Source organism: Achromobacter sp. KK8 (genome assembly GCF_054188005.1).
The window spans coordinates 4,186,071-4,206,688 of sequence record NZ_CM135178.1 but is presented as its reverse complement, the minus strand read 5'-3'; the positions used below and the strand labels follow the sequence as shown (position 1 = coordinate 4,206,688).

The following is a 20,618-nucleotide window of genomic DNA, read 5'->3' as shown; positions in this document are numbered from 1 at the left end:
GTGTAAAAACGGCCAACATTTCCCACCCATTGAGAATAACAAGGGAAAACCCCGAACAAAGGATGCGAAAAATCCGACGCGGCACGGCTTGAGCCGTTCTCGCGGGGCCATGCGCGGGAGGCCGTCGATCCTCGCGCCCTCCCCGCGCACCGGCCGGACGGCCAAGAAAAAACCCGCCATCGGGCGGGTTTGCAAGGAAGCGGGACCGCAGGCGCTCAGGGCGCCGCAGGCTGGTCGTAGTTGTTCAACCGCACGCCCGACACGCCACCGACGCTGGGCGCGGACTTCGGGCTGGCGTCCTGCGCGGCGGGGGCTGGCGAGGACGCCTGCGCCGGCGCGGCGGGCGTTGCGTCCGTGGCAGCGGGCATCGCGGCGCCCGCGACGTCGCCGTCCGCGGCTCCCGGCACCGGCGCCTCGGGTTCGGGCGGCGTGCTGGCGCGGCGGGCCCGTTTGGCGTCCTCCTGCTGGGCGATCAGGGTCTTCAATTCCGCGGCCAGCTTGGCGGACTTGCCCGTGGTCGCCCAATCGGACGCGTCCTGGCCCTTGGTGTCGCGCGTGGTGACGTCGGCCCCTGCCTTCAACAGCAGGTCCACCATTGCCCTGTTGCCCGACAGCGCCGCCATCATCAACGGCGTCTCGCCGTTGGGCGCGGGTGCGTTCACCATGGCCTTGTTGTCCAGCAACAGCCGCGCCATCGCCAGCTGGCCCTTGGACGCGGCGTAGTGCAGCGGCGTCCAGCCCAGGCGATTGACCTGGGCCCCGCGCGCCATCAGGCTGCGGGCGCGGTCGACCTGGCCGGCGATGGCCAGGTACATCAGCGGGGTCTCGCCCGCCGGATTCTCGGCATTGACGTCGGTGCGCGGATTGGCCGCCAGCGCGTCGAAGACCTTCCAGGCGCCATCCACCACCGCCCGCATCAGGGCCGGCTGGCCGTTGCGGTAGCGCACGTTGGGATCGGCGCCCCGGGCCAGCAGTTCATTGATCTCGTCGGGGTAATCGTTGGCAACGTAGACCCACCAGTCCGAGGGATTGGCCGCCGCCTGGGCGGCCGGCGCCGCCACGGCGACACACAGCGCCAGCAGCGCGCCGCGGCAATGGGAAACAAGGCGGTGACGGGAGAACGCGTTGCGGGCAGCCATGGTCATCCTGATAAATTACTTTAGATATTTGACTTTAGATTATCTCTTTATCTTACTGAAAAGATTAAAGAAATTATCGGTTGACGCCCGCGCCACCTCGGCCACGCTGACACCCTTGAGCTCGGCGATCTTCTCGGCCACGTGGATCACCTTGGACGGATCGTTGAGCTTGCCCCGGTACGGCACCGGCGCCAGGTACGGCGAATCGGTCTCGATCAGCAGCCGGTCCAGCGGCACCTTGGCGGCGACCTCGTGCACCACGTGGGCGTTCTTGAAGGTCACGATGCCGGACAGGGAGATGAGGAAATTCTGGTCGAGCGCGGCCTGGGCCACTTCCCAGGTCTCGGTGAAACAGTGCATCACGCCGCCGACCTCGGCCGCGCGTTCCTCGCGCAGCATCCGCACCGTGTCCTCGGCCGAGGAACGCGTATGCACGATCAGCGGCAGCCCGGTGTCGCGCGCCGCGCGGATGTGGCGGCGGAAACGCTCGCGCTGCCAGTCCAGCGGCTCGGACAGGCGGTAATAGTCGAGCCCGGTCTCGCCGATCGCCACCACCTTGGGATGCGCCGACAGGCGCGCCAGTTCCTCCGGCTCCGGATCGGGCGTGTCTTCGTAGTCGGGATGCACCCCGACCGAAGCCCACAGGTTGGGCTGCGGCTCGACCAGCGACATCAGGCCGGGCCATTCGGGCATGTTGACGCTGACCACCAGCGCGTGGGTCACCTGGTTGGCGGCCATGCGATCGAGGATCGCGGGCAGGTCGGCCGCCAGCTCGGGAAAGTTCAAATGGCAGTGTGAATCGACGTACATGAGGCTTGGATCAGGGATGGCGCGACGCCGCCGCGGCCACCCGGGCGGGGTGGCAGGCGGCGGCGTCACGACGGGTTATGCCTGACAGGATAGCACCACGCGCTGCAGCGTCGCATGGGCGAAAAGCTTGCCGTTCAGGGGATGCGTGGCCAGCGCGCGCTGGCGCGTGAGCCAGCGCGCCGCTTCGGCGGCACGCGCGGTGTTCATGCGCCCCGCCACCTCGGCCACGGCCGCCGCCAGCGTCGGGAAATAACGCACCGGCGCCCCGGCGGCGGCCAGCATCAGATCGGTGTACAGGCGCTGCAAGGCGTCGATCCACTCGGCGGGCGCGGCCTTTTCCAGGGCCTCGGCCAGGGTGCCGACGTCCGGCGTCTGGCCCTTGGCCAGGGGGCCGACCAGTTGCGTCAGCCATGGCGGGCAGGCCGTTTCCGCATGCTGCGCCAGGCGCAGCGCCGCCAGCGGCGCGCCGCCCGCGGCGGCCAGCCATTCGCGCGCCGGCTCCACGTTCTGGTCGCGCAGCCATTGCAGCGCGGTGTCGGGATCGGGCGCCGGCAGCGGCAGGCGGCGGCAGCGCGACACCAGCGTCGGCAGCAGGCGATCAGGCGCGTCCGCCACCAGCAGGAACACGGTGTGCGGCGGCGGCTCTTCCAGCACCTTGAGCAGGGCATTGGCCGACACCACGTTCAGCGCGTGCGCCGGATACAGCAGCGCCACGCGCCAGCCGCCCCGGTGCGTGGCGGTGTTGAACCAGGATTCCAGCGAGCGGATCTGGTCGATGCGGATTTCCTTGGACGGCGCCTTCTTGGCCGCGCCGGCGGCGGGTTCGGCGTCTTCCGAGACCTCGGCGGCGTCGGCCCCCTCCTCGACCGCCACGGCCTCGGGCCGGATGCGGCGCAGGTCGGGGTGGTTGCCGCTGGCGAACCAGGCACAGGCGGCGCAATGGCCGCAGGCCAGGCCGTCCTGCGGCGTCTCGCACAGCAGGCTGGCGGCGGCGGCCACCGCGAAATCGAGCTTGCCGATGCCGGCCAGGCCATGCACCAGCCAGGCATGGGCGAAGCGCTCGCGGTTGCCGAGCCAGGCGCGCGCCGTCTCCATCTGCCAGGGCAGGAACTGGGGCGCGCTCATGGCCGGACCGCCACCAGTTCGCGCAGCCCGGCTTCGAGTTCGGCGCGGATCGCGGCAATCGCGCGGGTCGAATCGATCACGCGGATGCGGTCGGGCTCGGCCGCGGCGCGGGCCTGGTAGGCCGCGCGGGTGCGTTCGAAGAAGGCGGCGCCTTCGCGCTCGAAGCGGTCCGGCTCGCGGGCGTCGGCCAGGCGCGCGCGCGCCACCTCCAGCGGCACGTCGAACAGCCAGGTACGGTCGGGCCGGCCCGCCTGCATCCAGGTTTCCAGCGCGGCCACGCGTTCGGCGCCCAGGCCGCGGCCGCCGCCCTGGTAGGCGTAGGTGGCGTCGGTATAGCGGTCGCACACCACCCACGCGCCGCGCGCCAGCGCCGGCTCGATGACCTGGTGCAAGTGCTCGCAGCGGGCCGCGAACATCAGCAATGTTTCGGTGTCCAGGCCCATCGGGTCGGTCAGAACCAGCGCGCGCAGCTTTTCGCCCAGCGGCGTGCCGCCGGGTTCGCGCGTGGACACCACCTCCAGGCCCTGGCCGCGCAGGAACTCGGCGATCCACTCGGTGTGGGTGCTCTTGCCGGCGCCGTCCACTCCCTCCAGCGTGATGAAACGTCCGCGTGAGGTCATTGCTCTTATCCTTCTGCTGGCGCCGGATCGCTGTCCGGCGCGGGGGTGGATGCGGGTTCCGGGGCCGGTGGCTTGCCGGCGGGGGCCGGCCGCGCCGCCGGGGTCTGGCCCAGGATATAGCGGGAGACGTTGCGATTGTGCTCGGACAGGTTCACCGAGAACTCGCTGGTGCCATTGCCGCGCGACACGAAAAACAGGAATTTGTGCTGCTCGGGCTGCACCGCGGCCAGCAGCGCCGCGCGGCCGGCGGCCGCGATCGGCGTGGGCGGCAGGCCCGGACGCGTGTAGGTGTTCCAGGGCGTGTCGGTCTGCAGGTCGCGCTTGCGGATGCGGCCCTGGTAGGCATCGCCCATGCCGTAGATGACGGTGGGGTCGGTCTGCAGCAGCATGCCGATCTTCAGGCGGTTGGCGAACACGCCCGCGACCCGGCGGCGGTCCGGGCCATGGCCGGTTTCCTTCTCGATGATGGACGCCAGCACCAGCGCCTCGTACGGCGTGGACAGCGGCAGGCCGGACTGGCGCTTGGCCCAGGTGTCGTCCAGGATGCGCTGGCCTTCCTGGTAGGCGCGGCGCAGCAGGTCGTAATCGGTGCTGCCCGGCGTGAAGACGTAGGTATCAGGAAAGAACAGGCCTTCCGGATGCTTGATGTCCGAACCCAGGCGTTCCATCAGCGCCTCGTCGCTGATGTCGCCCAGCGTCTGCTTGACGTCCGGGTTCTCGCGCAGCGCCTGGCGGATCTGGCGGAAGGTCCAGCCCTCCAGGAAGGTGATCTGGCGCTGGGTCATGTCGCCGCGCGCCATGCGTTGCAGCAGCAGCCACGGCGTATCGCCGTTGATGGCCTGGTAGCCGCCCGCCTTGAGCAGCTTGTCCTGTTCCGACAGGCGCGCCATCCACACGAACCCCGGCTCCCAGACCGGCACGCCGGCCGCATTGAGCGCGCGCGCGACCGTGCGCGGGCTGCTGCCCGGGTCCACCACGAAATCGATCCTGTCGGCCGACAGGGGAATGGGTCGGTGCATCCAGTGCCAGGCCGCGCCGACAGCCGCGGCGGCGGCCAGCACGATGAGCAGGAAAGACCACAGGACGTAAAAACGGAGTCGCTTCTTCATAAGTGTGGGAAGTTTAATGGATCGCGCGCCCCTGTCGCTGCAAAACAAGGGCCGGAGCGCGTCACGCGCCCCTTTGCCCGTCGCGGGCATGGGCCTGCCGGAATGAGAACACAGCTATCATCAAGCCTTTGATGACGAGTCTCGGGCCTACCCAGCCATGCATGCTTTCTTTGCTTCGATCCCGGCGCGCGCCGAAGGTTGCGCCCAATGCGCCCCCCTGGAGGATTTCGCGGTTTTCGGCGCCAGCGGCGCCGACGCGCTGACCTTCCTGCACGGCCAGCTGACGCAGGACGTCACCGGCTTGCCGGCCGACGCCGCCCGCCTGGCCGGCTACTGCACGGCCAAGGGCCGCCTGCTGGCCACGCTGGTCATGTGGCGCGGCGCCGATCCGGCCGAAGACGCGCCGCGTCTCTACGGCCTGGTGCGCCAGGACCTGGCCGCGGCCCTGGTCAAGCGCCTGTCCATGTTCGTGCTGCGCGCCAAGGCCAGGTTGGCCCCGGCCGCCCTGCACGTCGCCGGCGTGCAGGCCGCGCCGGCCCAGGTGGCCGCGCTGGAAGCCGCCGCCGGCGCGCTGCCGCGCACCCCGTGGCAGCGCGCCGAGCTGCCCTCGGGCACCTGGATCGCCGCCCCCTCGGCCGACTCCGCGCTGCGCTGGTGGTGGATCGCCTCCGACGCGCAGCTGGCGGCGGCCGCGCCGCTGGCCGCCGTGCTCGGGCTGGCCCCGGCCGCCCAATGGCACGCCGCCGACCTGGCCGCCGGCATTCCCTGGATCACCACCGCCACCCAGGATGTCTTCATCCCGCAAACGGTCAACCTGGACCTGATCCAGGGCGTCAGCTTCACCAAGGGCTGTTATCCGGGCCAGGAAGTGGTGGCGCGCAGCCACTACCGCGGCACGGTCAAGCGCCGCATGGCCTTCGGCACCATTGCCGGCGCCGACCTGCCAGGCGCCGAGCTGGCCGGCAAGGACGTGTTCGACGCCACCCAGCCCGGCGAACCCGCCGGCCGCATCGTCGACGCTTCCCGCGCGCACGACACGGTATCGGTGCTGTTCGAAACCACGTTGGCCGCCCTGCCGGAAGGCGACCTGCGGCTGGGCGCGGTTGACGGCCCGCGCATCGCCACGGCGCCGCTGCCCTACGCCATCACGCCGTAACGGGCGTCAGACCACGGTGCCGAACAGGGCGCCGACGCCGGCGGTCACCGCCATCGCCAGCGCCCCCAGCACGGTCACGCGCAGCGCCGCCGGCGCCTTGGGCGCTCCCCCGGCCCCGGCGGCCAGGGCCCCCAGACAGGCCAGACAGGCCACCGACGCGGCGATCACCGAGCCGATCAGCGGCGCCCCCGGCACCAGCGCGGCCACCACCAGCGGCAACGCGGCGCCGCCGGCAAAGGAAGCCGCCGACGCCACCGCCGCCTGCACCGGCCGCGCGCGGTTGTGCATCGAAATGCCGAGCTCATCGCGCGCGTGGGCATCGAGCGCATCGTGGCGCGTCAACTGCCGCGCCACCTGTTCCGCCAGGTCGCGCGACAGGCCGCGTTCAACATAGATCTCGATCAGTTCCTCCAGCTCTTCGCCCGAATTGCGCTTGAGCGAACGCTGCTCCATACGCAGGTCGGCGGCCTCGATGTCCGATTGCGACCGCACCGAGACGTATTCACCGGCCGCCATCGACAGCGCGCCGGCCACCAGGCCGGCCAGGCCCGAGGTCAGCACCACCTCGTGCGCGGCCTGGGCGGCCGCCACGCCGGTGATGAGGCTGGCGGTGGACACGATGCCGTCGTTGGCGCCCAGCACGGCGGCGCGCAGCCAGTTGCTGCGGAAAATCCGATGGTGTTCTTTGGAAGGCATTGCCGTAGACCCGATCAAGGTGCGACAAGGCTTGCGGCGGCCCCCGCCGCAAGCGGCTCAACGCGGCGTCACGCGCACCGCGGTGAGCAAGCCTATCACGCAAAGCGTGGCCTGTTCGCCCTCGTAGGCATGCACTTCGACCTGGCAGATCGACAGGCGCTTGCCCGGCTTGACGACGCGGCCGCTGGCCACGTAGCGCTCGCCCTTGGCCGGCGCCAGGAAGTTCATCTTGAATTCCGAGGTCAGCACGTCCTCGCCCGGCTGGAACAGGCTGAAGGCGGCGTAGCCGCCGGCCGAATCGGCAATGGTGGTGGAGATGCCGGCATGCAGGAAGCCGTTCTGCTGGCACAGGTCGGCGCGGTACGGCAGGACGATGTCCACCCTGCCCGGCTCGACCACGTCCAGGCTGGCGCCGAGCAGCCGCATGATGCTCTGCCGCTCGAAGCTCGCCTGGACCCGCCCGGCCGGATCGGCGCAAGTGGCGGGCGTGGCCATGTCAGTCCTGGTCGCGCTTGACCAGGTTGACGATGCTGGAGAAATCCAGCCGGCCAGAGCCGCCCGCGCTGTGCAGCGAATACAGGTTGCGCGCCAGCTCGCCCAGCGGGATCGAGGCGCGCGCCGACAGCGCCGCCTCGGCCGCCAGGCCCAGGTCCTTGAGCATCAGGTCGACGCCGAAGCCGCCGGCATAGCCCTTGGAGGCCGGAGCATGCTCCATCACGCCGGGCCACGGGTTGTACAGCTCGGTGGCCCAGTTGCGGCCCGAGCTCTTGGCGATGATGTCCGACAGCACCTTGGGATCGAGGCCGTTGGCCACGCCCAGCGCCAGCGCCTCGGAAGTCCCGGCCATGAGGATGCCGAGCAGCATGTTGTTGCAGATCTTGGCGACCTGGCCGGCGCCCGCGGGGCCGGCATGGAAGATGTTCTTGCCCATCTTCTCCAGCACCGGGCGGGCGCGCTCCAGCGCCGCGGCCTGGCCGCCGACGATGAAGGTCAGCGTGCCGGCGGCGGCGCCGCCAGTGCCGCCCGAGACCGGCGCGTCGATCATGGCGATACCGCGCACCTCGGCCGCCTGGGCCACCTTGCGGGCCGAGTCCGGCGCGATGGTGCTGCACTCGATCACCAGCGCGCTGGACGGGATCTTGCCCAGCAGGTCCTGGTCCAGGTACAGGCCTTCGACGTGCTTGCTGGCCGGCAGCATCGAGATCACCACCTCGGCGCCCTTGACCGCCTCGGCGGCCGAGGCCGCCGACTTGGCGCCCGCGTCGGTCAGCACCTTGACCGCCGCCGGCACCAGGTCGAACACCGCCAGGCTGTGGCCGGCCTTGACCAGATTCAACGCCATGGGCGCGCCCATGTTGCCCAAACCGATAAACGCGATACTGCTCATAATGTCCTGTCTCCTGTTGCTATTGCTGTAGGTATGAAATCAGTGTTGCGACGCGATGCCGGCCCGCTTCGCGGCGGGCGTCAGCGGCCTTCCTTGCCCAGGTCGTCCAGCGGATGCGGCTGGCCCTCGGGCCAGGGCTCATCGAAGAACTTCTGCACCCAGGCCTCGGTGGCCATGTCCAGCACCGCGGGGTTCCAGCGCGGCTTCTTGTCCTTGTCGATCAGCAGCGCGCGGATGCCCTCGGCGAAATCGCCATGCGCGGTGCAATGCAGCGCGGCGATGTATTCGGCGCGGAACACGTCGTCCAGCGACCGCAGCCGCATGCGCTGCTGCAGCGCGAACGACAGCCGCAGCGAGCCGGGCGAGCCGGCCAGCATGGTGCTGGCGGCGCGCGCCAGCCACGGATCGGCGTGGTCCTTCAGGCCGGCCAGTTCCTCGTAGATCTCGTCCAGGCGGTTGCCGCTGCACAGGCTGTTGATCAGGAACGAATGCTGGCGCAGGTTGCCGCCTTCCAGCGGCGCCTGCGGCTCCAGCGCAGTCAGGGCCCGGCGCAGCAGGCCGTCGTTGATCGAACGCGGTGGAATCGCGTCCTCGGCGCCGCCGCTGGCCTGGCCGGCCCAGGGTTGCTCTTCGAGCGAGGCCAGCAGCTTGGGCCAGTCTTCGTGGTTCAGGCGGAAATCCGCCAGCCCGGCGAAGAACGCGTCGGCGGTGTTGATCTGCGCGCCCGTCAGCGCCAGGAACACGCCAGTGCGGCCCGGCATGCGGTTCAGCAGCCAGCTGCCGCCCACGTCCGGGAACAGGCCGATGGAGACCTCCGGCATCGCCAGCCGCGAGGTCTCGCTGACCACGCGGTGGCTGGCGCCCATCATCAGGCCGATGCCGCCGCCCATGACGATGCCATGGCCCCAGCACAGCACCGGCTTGGGGTAGCTGTGGATGCGGTAGTCCAGGCGGTATTCGTGTTCGAAGAAGCGGCGCGCGTAGGCATTGCCCCAGGCGCCCTTGCCGGCGTTCTCGGTCATGCTGCGGTACAGGCCGTGCAAGTCCCCGCCGGCGCAGAAGGCCTTTTCGCCGGCGCCCTGCAGCACCACCAGCGCCAGGCCCGGGTCACGCGCCCAGGCGTCCAGGCGCTCGGCCAGCAGGTCGACCATCTCCAGCGACAGGCCATTCAGGGTCTGCGGCGAATTCAGCGTCGCGATCCCGAAGCGCATTCCATTGGCGGCGGCCCTTTCTTCGAACAGCACCGGTGCATTCATCTTATGTCGGCTCCTTTTTCCAACAATTGGCGGGCGATGATCACGCGCATGATCTCGTTGGTCCCCTCCAGAATCTGATGTACGCGAGTATCGCGCACCAGACGCTCCAAGGGATAGTCCCGCAGGTACCCGTAGCCGCCATGGATCTGCTGCGCGTCCAGGCAGATCTGGAAACCCATGTCGGTGGCAAAGCGCTTGGCCATGGCGCAATAGGTGGCCGCGTCGGGCGCGCCCGCATCCAGCTTGCAGGCCGCCAGCCGCACCATCTGGCGCGCCGCCACCAGGTGGGTGGCCATGTCCGCCAGCTTGAACTGCAGCGCCTGGAATTCCGCCAGGCGGCGATTGAACTGGCGCCGCTCGTCCATGTAGCGGCGGGCCGCGTCGAGCGCGCCCTGGGCCGCGCCGACCGAGCACGTGCCGATGTTGATGCGGCCGCCGTCCAGGCCCTTCATGGCGATCTTGAAGCCCTCGCCTTCTTCACCCAGCAGGTTGCCGGCCGGCACGCGCACGTTCTCGAACACGATCGGGCGGGTGGACTGGCTGTTCCAGCCCATCTTCTCTTCCTTGCGGCCGTAGCTGATGCCCTCGCTGTCGGCCGGGACGGCAAAGGCGCTGATGCCGCCCGCGCCCTCGCCGCCGCTGCGCGCCATCACCACCAGCAGGTCGGTGTCGCCGCCGCCCGAGATGAAGGCCTTGGCGCCGTTGAGCACGTAGTGGTCGCCCTGGCGCTGCGCCCGGGTCAACAGCGAGGCGGCGTCGGAGCCGGCGCCCGGTTCGGTCAGGCAGTACGAGGCCAGCTTCTGGCCGCTGGCCAGCAGCGGCCCCCAGGCCTCGCGCAGGGCCGGCTGGCCCCACTTGCCGACCATCCAGGTGGCCATGTTGTGGATCGTCAGGAACGCGGTGGTCGACGGGTCGACGGCGGCCATTTCCTCGAACACCAGGGTGGCGTCCAGGCGCGGCAGCCCCAGGCCGCCGATGTCCTCGCTGGCGTAGATGGCGCAGAAGCCCATCTCGCCGGCGCGCGCGAACGCCTCCTTGGGGAAGATGCCCTCGGCGTCCCAGTGCGCCGCGTGCGGCGCCAGTTCGCCTTCGGCATAGTCGCGCGCGGCCTGCGCGAACGCGCGCTGCTCGTCGGTCAGTTCCAAGTCCACAGCCTGTCTCCTGATGTAATCGGTATTGTCTGTTGGCGTTGCTGCCGTCTCGTGAACGCCAGCCAGGCCATTTTGACATGACGTTGACGTAAACGTAAGTGTGCGGCGCAGTAAATCTTACGCCGGAAGCGCCGGCGCGATTTGTCCTATTGATGACAATGTGGCGGCGTCGACCTGCCGCCGCCGGGCACGGCCGCCCCGTCGCGCCGGCTACAGCAGCCCGGCCGGGCGCACTCGCCCGTTGCGGGCGGTCCTGGCGCGGCGGTGCTCGGCGCGGCGGCGCCGCGATTCCTTGGGATCGAAGCTCAGCCCGCGATAGATCTCGACCCGGTCGCCGTCACGCAGCGGCGTGCCGGCCTCGACCACGCGGCCGAACACGCCCACGCCCCGCTCCCAGGGCTGGACCACCGGGAAGGCCTGGGCAAAGCCGCTCTCGCGCAGGGCGTCGGCCACCGTCGCGCCCGCCGGCAAGCGCAGTTCGCGCAGCCAGACCTGGGCTGGCAAGGCATAGCAGACCGACACCGCGATCCGCCCGTCCGCGCACGCCTCATTCCCCATACTTGGCCTGCGCGCGCTTGGTGAAGGAATCGATGAAACTGGTGGCGATGCGGTTGAACACCGGCCCCACCACCATTTCCAGCGCCCGGTTGGAGAACGCGTATTCCATGGTGAACAGCACCTTGCAGGCGTCCTCGGCCAGCGGCTGGAACTCCCAGTGCCCCACCAGGCTGGAAAAAGGCCCGTCGACCAGTTCCAGGTCGATGCGGTTGGGGTAGACGTGCCGGTTGCGCGTGGTGAAGCGCTGCTTCATGCCCGCGAAGCTGATCAGGATGGACGCCTGCATGCCGTGCTCGTCGCGCGTCTGCACCTCGGCGCCGCCGCACCACGGCATGAACTCGGGGTACTTCTCCACGTCGGCCACCAGGTCGAACATCTGGGCGGCGCTGTAGGGCACCAGGACGGATCGCTGTACTTTGTGCATCGACTATCGCAAATGGCTAGAATGATAGGATTTTACCGGCACCGCGCCATCCGGGGCGCAAACGGGCACAAACGAAGAACAAACGGGCATATTGGGCCCCACAAGATGAGCATTATCGATAACCGCAAGGCCACGCACGACTACTTCATCGAAGACCGCTACGAAGCCGGCCTGGTTCTCCAGGGCTGGGAGGTCAAGGCGATCCGCGACGGCCGCGTGCAGCTCAAGGAAAGCTACGTCATCGTGCGCGATGGCGAACTGTTCCTGCTGGGCATGCACGTCAGCCCCCTGCCCACCGCTTCCACCCACATCCACCCCGACGCCATGCGCACGCGCAAGCTGCTGCTCAAGGCCGAGGAAATCAGCAAGCTGATCGGCAAGGTCGAGCAGCGCGGCTACACGCTGGTGCCGCTCAACCTGCACTACAAGAACGGCCGCATCAAGCTGGATTTCGCGCTCGGGCGCGGCAAGAAGCTGTTCGACAAGCGCGACACGGCGCGCGAGAAAGACTGGCAGCGCGAGAAAGAACGCATCATGAAGCACGATACGCGCGCCTCGCGCAAGGACAGCTGAACCGTATCGCCGCCCCGCCGGGCGCGACGCCAGGTCAGGCGGCCACCGGCAGCGGCGCGCGCTCGGCCTGGTGCATGCCCGGCCCCAGCACGCGATTGCGTCCGGCCTGCTTGGCCGCGTACAGCATGCGGTCGGCGCGCTCGAAGAATGCCTGCAGGTTCTCGCCCGGCAACCAGTCCACCACCCCGGCACTGAAGGTATACGCAATGGTACTGCCGCCGTGGGCGCAGGGCGTGCGCCGCACCGAATCCAGCAGCCGTTGCGCCACCTCCAGCACCGCGTCGCTGCGCATGTCGGCGAACAGCACGCTGAATTCCTCGCCCCCCACCCGGCCCAGGTGATCGCCGGTGCGCAGCGTGGCCGTTGCCAGCAGGCCGAAATGGCGCAGCACGGCGTCGCCGGCGGCGTGCCCGTGGGTGTCGTTGATGCGCTTGAAATGATCGATGTCCAGCAACAGCAGCGACAGCGGCCGCCGCGTACGCAGCGCCTGGGCGCAATAGCGTTCGGCCTGCAGCCACCAGGCCTTGCGCGACATCAGTCCGGTCAGGAAATCGGTGCTGGCCTCGTGCTCGCGATCGGCCAGCATGCGGTCATGGATGATCATGATGGTGCCCAGCGTCAGGCATGGCATCGCCAGCACGCCCAGCGTCATGAACACGATGTTCCAGGTGGTCGGTTGCAACAGGAAATCGGCCTGCGCCACGCCCGTCGCGAACAGTATCGAACGCAACGCGCAGGTCAGGCCCGAGATCATCGCCACCGACCAGACGAAGTAATAGCTGTAGCGTGAGCGGTTGGCCGGCACGCCGCGCGCCACCGCCACCGCCACGGCAAACATGAAGCCCATCTGCAACGTCGACATGGCGACGATGCGCGGCGCCACCTGGCTGTCCAGGTAGGTGTATCCCACCAGCGCCAGCCAGGCCGCGGCGCATGCCACGCCCATCAGGCGCCGCGGCACCCGTTGCCCCAGCAGGCGCCGCACGCCCGTGTAATAGGCGCACAACGCCAGGCTGATCAGCATATTGGGCAGGAGGATCGAAGCCCAGCGCGGCGCCTCGGTGGCCTGCAGCCCGAACAGAAAAAACGCCAACAGCGTGAGCAGGTTGGCGCGTATGGTCTCGCGGATGCCAGCCATGCCGCTGCGCGCCAGTGACCCCAGCACGCAAAGCGACAGCACTCCCGTCAGTACTGCGATCGACAGCAAATGCACGGGAGCGATCATGGGCGGTGCGCCTTGCGGCGCGCGGTTCAGCTGTTGCGGGTGGATTTGACGATGGTCATGGCCGAGGCGATCATGCCGCCCACATCCGACAGGTTGGCCGGCAGGATCAGCGTGTTGCCTTCCTTGGCCACGTTGCCGAAGGCCTCGACGTAGCGCTCGGCCACCTTCAGGTTGACCGCTTCCATGCCGCCCGGCTGGCGCACCGCGTCGGCCACCTGGGTGATGGCCTTGGCGGTGGCCTCGGCGATCGCCAGCACCGCCGCGGCCTCGCCCTGGGCCTGGTTGATCTGCGCCTGCTTCTCGCCTTCGGAGCGGGCGATGGCGGCTTCACGTTCGCCGGTGGCGATGTTGATCTGTTCCTGGCGGCGGCCTTCCGAAGCCGCGATCAGCGCGCGCTTCTCGCGTTCGGCGGTGATCTGCGCCTGCATCGAGCGCAGGATCTCGTTGGGCGGCGTCAGGTCCTTGATTTCGTAGCGCAGCACCTTCACGCCCCAGTTCAGCGCCGCCTCGTCCAGCGACGACACGATGGTGCTGTTGATGGCGTCGCGTTCCTCGAAGGTGCGGTCCAGTTCCATCTTGCCGATCACCGAACGCAGCGTGGTCTGCGCCAGCTGCGTGATGGCCGAGATGTAGTTGGACGAACCGTAGGACGCGCGCATCGGGTCGGTCACCTGGAAATACAGCACGCCGTCCACCTGCAACTGGGTGTTGTCGCGCGTGATGCAGACCTGGCTCGGCACGTCCAGCGGGATTTCCTTGAGCGAATGCTTGTACGACACGCGCTCGATGAACGGGATCACGAAACCGGCGCCCGGCGACAGCACGCGGTCGAACTTGCCCAGCCGCTCGACCACCCAGGCGTGCTGCTGGGGAACGATGGCGATCGCCTTGATGACGATCAGGATCGCCAGCGCGACGATGACGAGCAGGACGATAGTGGAAGTGTCCATCATGGTGTAGTGCCTCTTCTGGGTGAATGCGGTGACGCGCCTGCCCGCGAGAGCCAGGGCGCCTGCTGCGGCCGGCCCGCGTACCACCGGGCCGGGTCCTGCGCGGGGAATGCGAAGTCCGCTTCCCCTTTTGTCAGCGCGGGGCGCCGGCCGCGCCGCCCTTGGGCGTCAGGACCAGGCGCGTGCCGCGCAGTTCGGTAATCGTGTGTTCGCCGCCATGGGCCGGCTGACCGGCCGCCAGCTCGGCCTGCCAGTGCGCGCCGCGGTACCAGACGCGTGCCGTGCCGTTGTCGGCCCACGCCTCGACGTTGACCGTCTGGCCGATGTCCAGGTTGACGTCGGCATTGCTGGCCGCATCGACCTCGCGTTTTTTTAGCACGCGCGTCTTGCGCAGGACCAGCAGGCCCAGCAGCAGCACCGCGCCGCAAGCGACCAGTTGCCATTCCAGGCCCGCCAGCAACCACGCGGCGATGCCGCCGGCGGCCAGGCCGAGCGCCACCAGCAGCAGATAGAACGTTCCCGTCGCCAGTTCGCCGATGAGCGCCAGCGCGGCAAGCCCAAGCCAGATCCACATAGTTGAGTTTTACCTGAAAGGATGAGTCGGTCAGCGGATTGTACGTATTTCCATGACGCAGCGGTGACACCCGGCCCGCGCCTCGGACAATCGCCCTGGATTATGATGTGCCCTGGCATCCCGTCCGACCCGGTCGCGGCGCCCGGCATTTTCAACGCACATACCCCATGACCGCTGCAACATCCCCCGTCCGTCCCGTCCTCATCCTGCACACGGGAGACCCGGACGACACGCTCAAGAGCCAGTTCGGCGGCTATGCCGAACAACTGGCGCGGGCCTCGGGCCTGGCGCCGGACGACCTCGAAGTCGTCGCGGTGCACGCGGGCCAGCGTCCGCGCGCACCGGACCAATACCGCGCCGCCCTGATCACCGGCTCCCCGGCCATGGTCACCGACCTGGAACCCTGGAGCGAAGACACCGCCGCCTGGCTGCGCGAGGCCGCCGCCGCGGGCCTGCCCATGTTCGGCATCTGCTACGGCCACCAGCTGCTGGCCCATGCCATGGGCGGCAAGGTCGGCTACAACCCCGCCGGCCGCGAAGTCGGCACCCAGACGGTCGAACTGCTGCCCGCGGCCGCCGGCGACAAGCTGCTGGCCGGCCTGCCGCCCACCTTCCCGGCCCAGATGCTGCACGCGCAGACCGTGCTGCAGCCGCCGCCCGGCGCCGCCGTGCTGGCGCGTTCCGACCTCGACGCGCACCAGATGATCCGCATCGGCCGCAATATTTTCTCGACCCAGTTCCATCCCGAATTCGGCCCGGATTTCGTGCGCGCCCACCTGGAGCGCTTCGGCCGCCGCTACGCCGCCGAAAACCTCGACGTGCCGGGCCTGTCGGCCAACGTGCGCGCCACCCCGGTGTCCGGCGACCTGGTGCGGCGCTTCCTGGACGCCTACGCGCCCGCCTGAGGCGCGCGCCGGGCAAAAACCGGAGTGCGGCGGCGGCCGGTCCCTGAGAACATTGCCGAAAGCGCGCGAACCTGCGCGCCCCAGGAGCCAGACATGACCCACGCCGCCCCCCTGAGCAAACAGCACGCCGCCGCCGTCGAACGCGCCTGCCGGGCGCTGGAGGCCGAACAGCCGCCCGACCTGAACACCCTGGCCGAACAGGCCGGCATGAGCCGCTTCCACTTTCACCGCATCTTCAAAGCGGCCACCGGCATCACGCCCAAGGCCTACGCCAACGCGTTGCGCGCCGACCGCGCCCGCCAGCAGCTGCGCCAGAGCGCCAGCGTCACCGACGCCATGTACGGCGCCGGCTTCAATTCCAGTGGCCGCTTCTACGAAGCCGCCCCCGCCATCCTCGGCATGACGCCCACCGCCTTCCGCAAGGACGGCGAAGGCGTCGAGATCCGCTTCGCCGTGGGCCAGTGCGCGCTCGGCGCGCTGCTGGTCGCGGCCAGCGACACCGGCATCTGCGAAATCGCATTGCACGAGGATCCCGAACAGCTGGTGCGCAACCTGCAGGACCGCTTCAAGGCCGCCCGGCTGATCGGAGCCGACCGCGAATTCGAGCAATGGATGGCCGCGGTGGTCGGTTTCGTCGAAAACCCGTCGGTGGGCCTGCACTTGCCGCTGGACGTGCGCGGCACCGCGTTCCAGCGCCGCGTCTGGGAAGCGCTGCGCGAGATCCCCGTCGGCACCACCGCCACCTACACCGACATCGCCGAACGCATCGGCTCGCCGCGTTCGGTGCGCGCGGTGGCGCGGGCCTGCGCGACCAACAACATCGCGCTGGCCATCCCCTGCCATCGCGTGGTGCGCACCGACGGCTCGCTGGCCGGCTACCGCTGGGGCATCGAACGCAAGCGCGAACTGATCGAGCGCGAGGCCAAGGCGGCCTGACACCGCCTCCAGGCCCGCCGCCATCGCGGCGGCCCGAAAAAAAAGCCCGCGCCATCCCTGGCGCGGGCTTTTTGCGTCAACGCGGGCGACTTACTGCTTCGCCAGGCGCTGCCAGGTGTCGACCACGGTGTCCGGGTTCAGCGACATCGACAGGATGCCTTCGTCCTTGAGCCACTGCGCGAAATCCGGATGATCGCTGGGGCCCTGGCCGCAGATGCCGACGTACTTGTTGGCCGCCAGGCAGGCCTTGATCGCGCGGCGCAGCATGAACTTCACGGCGTCGTCGCGTTCGTCGAAATCGGCCGCCAGCAGTTCCATGCCGGAGTCGCGGTCCAGGCCCAGGGTCAGCTGGGTCATGTCGTTCGAACCGATCGAGAAGCCGTCGAAGTACTGCAGGAACTCGTCGGCCAGGATGGCGTTGGACGGCACCTCGCACATCATGATCAGCTTCAGGCCGTTCTCGCCGCGCGCCAGGCCGTGCTTGGCGAGCAGGTTGACCACCTTTTCCGCCTGGCCCAGGGTGCGCACGAACGGCACCATGATTTCGACGTTGGTCAGGCCCATTTCATCGCGCACCTTCTTGAGCGCTTCGCATTCCATGCGGAAGCACTCGGCGAAGTCGTCGGCGATGTAGCGCGAGGCGCCGCGGAAGCCCAGCATGGGGTTCTCTTCCTCGGGCTCGTAGCGCGAACCGCCGACCAGCTTGCGGTACTCGTTGGACTTGAAGTCCGACATGCGCACGATCACGGGCTTCGGGTAGAAGGCCGCCGCGATGGTGGCCACGCCTTCGGCCATCTTCTCGACGAAGAAGGCGCGCGGGCTGGCATGGCCGCGGGCGGCCGATTCCACGGCCTTCTTCAGCTCGCCGTCGACGTTCGGGTAGTCCAGCACCGCCTTCGGGTGGATGCCGATGTTGTTGTTGATGATGAATTCCAGGCGCGCCAGGCCGACGCCGCCGTTGGGGATCTGGGCGAAGTCGAACGCCAGCTGGGGGTTGCCCACGTTCATCATGATCTTCAGGTCGATGGCGGGCATCTCGCCACGGCGCACTTCCTCGACCTCGGTCTCGATCAGGCCGTCATAGATGCGGCCTTCGTCGCCCTCGGCGCACGACACGGTCACGGCCTGGCCTTCCTTGAGCAGGTCGGTGGCGTTGCCGCAACCCACCACGGCCGGAATGCCGAGTTCGCGCGCGATGATGGCCGCGTGGCAGGTACGGCCGCCACGGTTGGTCACGATCGCCGAGGCGCGCTTCATGACGGGTTCCCAGTTGGGGTCGGTCATGTCGGTGACCAGCACGTCGCCGGGCTGCACCTTGTCCATGTCGGAGATGTCGCCGACCACGCGCACCGGGCCCGAGCCGATCTTCTGGCCAATGGCGCGGCCGGTGATCAGGACCTGGCCGGTGGCCTTCAGGCGGTAGCGCTGCTGCACGTCGTTGGCGCCCTGCTGCGACTTCACCGTTTCCGGGCGCGCCTGCAGGATGTAGATCTTGCCGTCGACGCCGTCGCGGCCCCACTCGATGTCCATCGGACGGCCGTAGTGCTTCTCGATGATGACGGCGTAGCGCGCCAGTTCATTGACCTCGTCGTCGGTCAGCGAGTAGCGGTTGCGCTCGGACACCGGCACGTCGACCGTGCGCACGGCGCGGCCTTCCGGACGCTCGGGGTCGAATTCCATCTTGATCAGCTTGGAACCGATGCGGCGGCCGACGATGGGGAAATGGCCCTGGGCCAGCGTGGGCTTGAAGACGTAGAACTCGTCGGGGTTGACGGCGCCCTGCACCACCGTTTCGCCCAGGCCGTACGACGAGGTGATGAACACCACGTCCTGGAAGCCCGATTCGGTGTCGATGGTGAACATCACGCCGGCGCTGCCCTTGTCCGAGCGCACCATGCGCTGGATGCCGGCCGACAGGGCCACATCGGCGTGGGCATAGCCCTTGTGCACGCGGTAGGAGATGGCGCGGTCGTTGTAGAGCGAGGCGAACACGTGACGGATCTTGTCCAGCACGTCGTCGATGCCGACGACGTTCAGGAAGGTCTCCTGCTGGCCGGCGAACGAGGCGTCGGGCAGGTCTTCGGCGGTGGCGGACGAGCGCACGGCGAACGAGCCCTTGCCATCGGCGTCGAGCTTGGCGAAGGCGTCGCGGATCTGGGTTTCGAATTCGGCCGAGAACGGCGCCTCGACGATCCATTGGCGGATCTGCGCGCCGGCGTTGGCCAGCTCGCGCACGTCTTCGGGGTTCAGCGTGGTCAGGCGCTCGGCGATGCGCTTGTCCAGGCCCGAGGCCTTGAGAAAGTCGCGGAAGGCGTCAGCGGTCGTGGCAAAGCCGCCCGGCACGCGGACACCCGCGCCAGACAGCTGGCTGATCATTTCGCCTAATGATGCGTTCTTGCCTCCTACCGAGTCCACGTCCGTCATGCGGAGCTGCTCGAACAAAACAACATACGACATTGAAGTCACCTTTTACAATGGAATGAAAGCGAGTTTGGTCAATGCAGATTCGACGCCGGCTACCGCCTGGATTTCGCCGATCCGCCTGCGCTGACCAAACTGGCCTTGGACCGCCCTTGGGGTGACTTATAGGGGCCTGATTGTACTCGGAGGAGCACATCCGGCCATCCGCCTGGTTGGAATTTTTACATATGACATCTACCCCGATCGTACGCACGGTATACATCGTTTCCGACAGTACCGGCATCACTGCGGAAACCTTCAGCCAGTCGGTGCTTTCCCAGTTCGAGGAAGTCGATTTCAAGCCCGTGCGGCTGCCGTTTGTCGACACGCTGGAAAAAGCCGCCGAAGTGGCCATGCGCATCGACCGCAGCGCCCAGGAAGCCGGCGTCCCGCCGATCGTCTTCAGCACCCTGGTCAATCCCGACATCCTGGCGCGTGTTCGCCAGGCGAACGGGATTTTCCTGGACCTGTTCGGCACCTTCGTCAGCCATATCGAGCAGGCGCTGGGACTGAAATCCAGCCATTCCATCGGCCGCTCGCACATGCAGGCCAATTCTGAAAAGTACCGCAACCGGATCGACGCCATCAACTTCAGCCTGGCGCACGACGACGGCCAGTTCGTCAACCAGCTCGACCAGGCCGACGTCATCCTGGTGGGCGTGTCGCGCTGCGGCAAGACCCCGACCAGCCTGTACCTGGCCATGCAGTACGCCATCAAGGCCGCCAACTTCCCCCTGACGCCGGACGATTTCGAGCGCGGCACCCTGCCCTCGACCATCGCGCCGCACCGCGCCAAGCTGTTCGGCCTGTCGATCCAGCCCGAACGCCTGGCCGAGGTGCGCAACGAACGCCGTCCCAACAGCCGCTATGCGCAGCTGGAGCAGTGCCGTTACGAAGTGGCCGAGGCCGAGCGCATGATGCGCCGCGAGGGCATCTCGTGGCTGTCCACCACCACCAAGTCGATCGAGGAAATCTCGACCACGGTGCTGCAGGAAGTGGGCCTGGACCGCGGCTGAAAACGCCAAGGGCGCGCCACCGGCGCGCCCTTGTCTGGCGAAAAACGGGCCGCCCGCAGCGGTCAGCGGCGCAGCTTGACCCGCTCGCGCGAACCGGCGCCCCAGTACTTCAGCGACGCCATTTCCTGCTGCGCCAGCGTTTCCGAATCTTCCATGCGCATGACCTGGGTGCCAACGCTGGACGAATTGCCGCCGACGCCCTCGATGCTCAGACGCACGTAGCGCGTCTGTCCCGGCGCCAGGTCGAAGGTCACGAATTCGTTCTCGCGCATCGTGTCGACGCGATAGGTACCGGGCGGACGGTTGATGAAAAAGAAACTGCCCGGCTTGGAACGCCCCACCTTGGCGCCGTTGACCCGCAGGTAAGGTTGGCTCGACAGCACGCTGCCCGGCGCCGGCGGCTGGTAGAAGTAAATCCGGCCGGTATCCGGCACCATGATCGGAATGTTCGCCGCCACATCCCGGTAACGCGCGCCACCGCACCCCGCCAACAACCCTACCGCGATCGCGGCGCTGGCCAACATCCTGATGCCGCGCTTCATATCCTT

The 20,618-nt window shown here is 68.4% G+C and carries 22 protein-coding genes; 5 read left to right on the top strand and 17 right to left on the bottom strand.

All coding sequences use genetic code 11. The features are described 5' to 3' along the window. Positions 1-215 precede the first annotated feature (215 nt). From ACVN9Z_RS19510 to mltG, 5 genes are all read right to left on the bottom strand, one after another. Complete coding sequence (locus ACVN9Z_RS19510; RefSeq protein ID WP_024068665.1) at positions 216-1,139, bottom strand: ankyrin repeat domain-containing protein; 924 nt, start codon at positions 1,137-1,139, stop codon at positions 216-218. A gap of 39 nt (positions 1,140-1,178) precedes the next feature. After that, positions 1,179-1,949, bottom strand: a complete 771-nt coding sequence (locus ACVN9Z_RS19505; protein WP_006385303.1) for a TatD family hydrolase — start codon at positions 1,947-1,949, stop codon at positions 1,179-1,181. Positions 1,950-2,024: 75 nt separating this feature from the next. Then, positions 2,025-3,074 carry a DNA polymerase III subunit delta' gene (gene holB / locus ACVN9Z_RS19500; protein ID WP_020927395.1) on the bottom strand — a complete coding sequence of 350 codons (1,050 nt, stop codon included), beginning with the start codon at positions 3,072-3,074 and terminating at the stop codon, positions 2,025-2,027. Continuing rightward, entirely contained in the window at positions 3,071-3,694 is a 624-nt protein-coding gene (gene tmk / locus ACVN9Z_RS19495; protein WP_006384542.1) for a dTMP kinase, read from the bottom strand. Before tmk ends, holB begins: the two co-directional genes overlap by 4 nt. 5 nt (positions 3,695-3,699) lie before the next feature. Beyond that, a complete protein-coding gene (gene mltG, locus ACVN9Z_RS19490; RefSeq protein ID WP_458212533.1) occupies positions 3,700-4,803 on the bottom strand; it encodes an endolytic transglycosylase MltG in 1,104 nt (367 codons plus the stop codon). Between the two features lie 157 nt (positions 4,804-4,960). Here mltG and ygfZ point away from each other — a divergent pair, with 157 nt between their 5' ends. Then, a complete protein-coding gene (gene ygfZ, locus ACVN9Z_RS19485) occupies positions 4,961-5,959 on the top strand; it encodes a CAF17-like 4Fe-4S cluster assembly/insertion protein YgfZ (protein ID WP_038503390.1) in 999 nt (332 codons plus the stop codon). Positions 5,960-5,965: 6 nt separating this feature from the next. Here the strand turns inward: ygfZ and ACVN9Z_RS19480 are convergent, their stop codons facing one another. The 7 genes from ACVN9Z_RS19480 to ACVN9Z_RS19450 form a co-directional block, all read right to left on the bottom strand. Beyond that, positions 5,966-6,655 (bottom strand): VIT1/CCC1 transporter family protein, encoded by a 690-nt coding sequence (locus ACVN9Z_RS19480; protein WP_024068661.1) that lies wholly within the window; start codon positions 6,653-6,655, stop codon positions 5,966-5,968. Positions 6,656-6,712: 57 nt separating this feature from the next. Further along, positions 6,713-7,150 (bottom strand): PaaI family thioesterase, encoded by a 438-nt coding sequence (locus ACVN9Z_RS19475; RefSeq protein ID WP_020927391.1) that lies wholly within the window; start codon positions 7,148-7,150, stop codon positions 6,713-6,715. Between the two features lies 1 nt (position 7,151). Further along, on the bottom strand, positions 7,152-8,042 hold the full coding sequence (gene mmsB, locus ACVN9Z_RS19470; protein WP_047992735.1) for a 3-hydroxyisobutyrate dehydrogenase: 891 nt from the start codon (positions 8,040-8,042) through the stop codon (positions 7,152-7,154). Between the two features lie 80 nt (positions 8,043-8,122). Further along, positions 8,123-9,298 (bottom strand): enoyl-CoA hydratase/isomerase family protein, encoded by a 1,176-nt coding sequence (locus ACVN9Z_RS19465; RefSeq protein ID WP_047992736.1) that lies wholly within the window; start codon positions 9,296-9,298, stop codon positions 8,123-8,125. Further along, positions 9,295-10,449 (bottom strand): acyl-CoA dehydrogenase family protein, encoded by a 1,155-nt coding sequence (locus tag ACVN9Z_RS19460; protein ID WP_458212532.1) that lies wholly within the window; start codon positions 10,447-10,449, stop codon positions 9,295-9,297. The genes ACVN9Z_RS19465 and ACVN9Z_RS19460 overlap by 4 nt, the downstream gene beginning before the upstream one ends. Positions 10,450-10,659: 210 nt before the next feature. Then, positions 10,660-11,007, bottom strand: coding sequence for an RnfH family protein (locus tag ACVN9Z_RS19455; protein ID WP_020927387.1), 348 nt, complete (start codon positions 11,005-11,007; stop codon positions 10,660-10,662). Then, positions 10,997-11,431 carry a type II toxin-antitoxin system RatA family toxin gene (locus tag ACVN9Z_RS19450; RefSeq protein ID WP_458212531.1) on the bottom strand — a complete coding sequence of 145 codons (435 nt, stop codon included), beginning with the start codon at positions 11,429-11,431 and terminating at the stop codon, positions 10,997-10,999. The genes ACVN9Z_RS19455 and ACVN9Z_RS19450 overlap by 11 nt, the downstream gene beginning before the upstream one ends. A 105-nt stretch (positions 11,432-11,536) precedes the next feature. On the opposite strand from ACVN9Z_RS19450, the gene smpB reads away from it, so the two are divergent. Further along, positions 11,537-12,004: an SsrA-binding protein SmpB gene (gene smpB / locus ACVN9Z_RS19445; protein ID WP_006385177.1), complete on the top strand. Its 468-nt coding sequence runs from the start codon at positions 11,537-11,539 to the stop codon at positions 12,002-12,004. Positions 12,005-12,038: 34 nt separating this feature from the next. Here smpB and ACVN9Z_RS19440 read toward each other — a convergent pair whose 3' ends face one another. The 3 genes from ACVN9Z_RS19440 to ACVN9Z_RS19430 all read right to left on the bottom strand — a co-directional run bounded on the left by ACVN9Z_RS19440 (position 12,039) and on the right by ACVN9Z_RS19430 (position 14,753). Further along, entirely contained in the window at positions 12,039-13,229 is a 1,191-nt protein-coding gene (locus tag ACVN9Z_RS19440) for a GGDEF domain-containing protein (RefSeq protein WP_006385178.1), read from the bottom strand. A gap of 26 nt (positions 13,230-13,255) precedes the next feature. Next, the gene (locus ACVN9Z_RS19435) at positions 13,256-14,182 is read right to left on the bottom strand and encodes an SPFH domain-containing protein (RefSeq protein WP_006385179.1); all 927 of its coding nucleotides are present in this window, start codon (positions 14,180-14,182) and stop codon (positions 13,256-13,258) included. Between the two features lie 130 nt (positions 14,183-14,312). Further along, positions 14,313-14,753, bottom strand: a complete 441-nt coding sequence (locus ACVN9Z_RS19430; protein ID WP_006385180.1) for an NfeD family protein — start codon at positions 14,751-14,753, stop codon at positions 14,313-14,315. Between the two features lie 167 nt (positions 14,754-14,920). Here ACVN9Z_RS19430 and ACVN9Z_RS19425 point away from each other — a divergent pair, with 167 nt between their 5' ends. Together ACVN9Z_RS19425 and ACVN9Z_RS19420 are read left to right on the top strand one after the other, a co-directional pair. Continuing rightward, positions 14,921-15,658 carry a glutamine amidotransferase gene (locus ACVN9Z_RS19425; protein WP_024068655.1) on the top strand — a complete coding sequence of 246 codons (738 nt, stop codon included), beginning with the start codon at positions 14,921-14,923 and terminating at the stop codon, positions 15,656-15,658. 93 nt (positions 15,659-15,751) lie between these two features. Further along, complete coding sequence (locus tag ACVN9Z_RS19420) at positions 15,752-16,594, top strand: bifunctional transcriptional activator/DNA repair enzyme AdaA (protein WP_024068654.1); 843 nt, start codon at positions 15,752-15,754, stop codon at positions 16,592-16,594. Between the two features lie 90 nt (positions 16,595-16,684). Here ACVN9Z_RS19420 and ppsA read toward each other — a convergent pair whose 3' ends face one another. After that, positions 16,685-19,051, bottom strand: a complete 2,367-nt coding sequence (gene ppsA / locus ACVN9Z_RS19415) for a phosphoenolpyruvate synthase (RefSeq protein WP_035181771.1) — start codon at positions 19,049-19,051, stop codon at positions 16,685-16,687. A gap of 191 nt (positions 19,052-19,242) precedes the next feature. Between ppsA and ppsR the strand changes: the two genes are divergently transcribed. After that, on the top strand, positions 19,243-20,070 hold the full coding sequence (gene ppsR / locus ACVN9Z_RS19410; RefSeq protein ID WP_006385184.1) for a posphoenolpyruvate synthetase regulatory kinase/phosphorylase PpsR: 828 nt from the start codon (positions 19,243-19,245) through the stop codon (positions 20,068-20,070). A 62-nt stretch (positions 20,071-20,132) separates the two neighbouring features. Here the strand turns inward: ppsR and ACVN9Z_RS19405 are convergent, their stop codons facing one another. Then, a complete protein-coding gene (locus ACVN9Z_RS19405; RefSeq protein WP_242608173.1) occupies positions 20,133-20,507 on the bottom strand; it encodes a DUF2846 domain-containing protein in 375 nt (124 codons plus the stop codon). Positions 20,508-20,618: the final 111 nt, after the last annotated feature.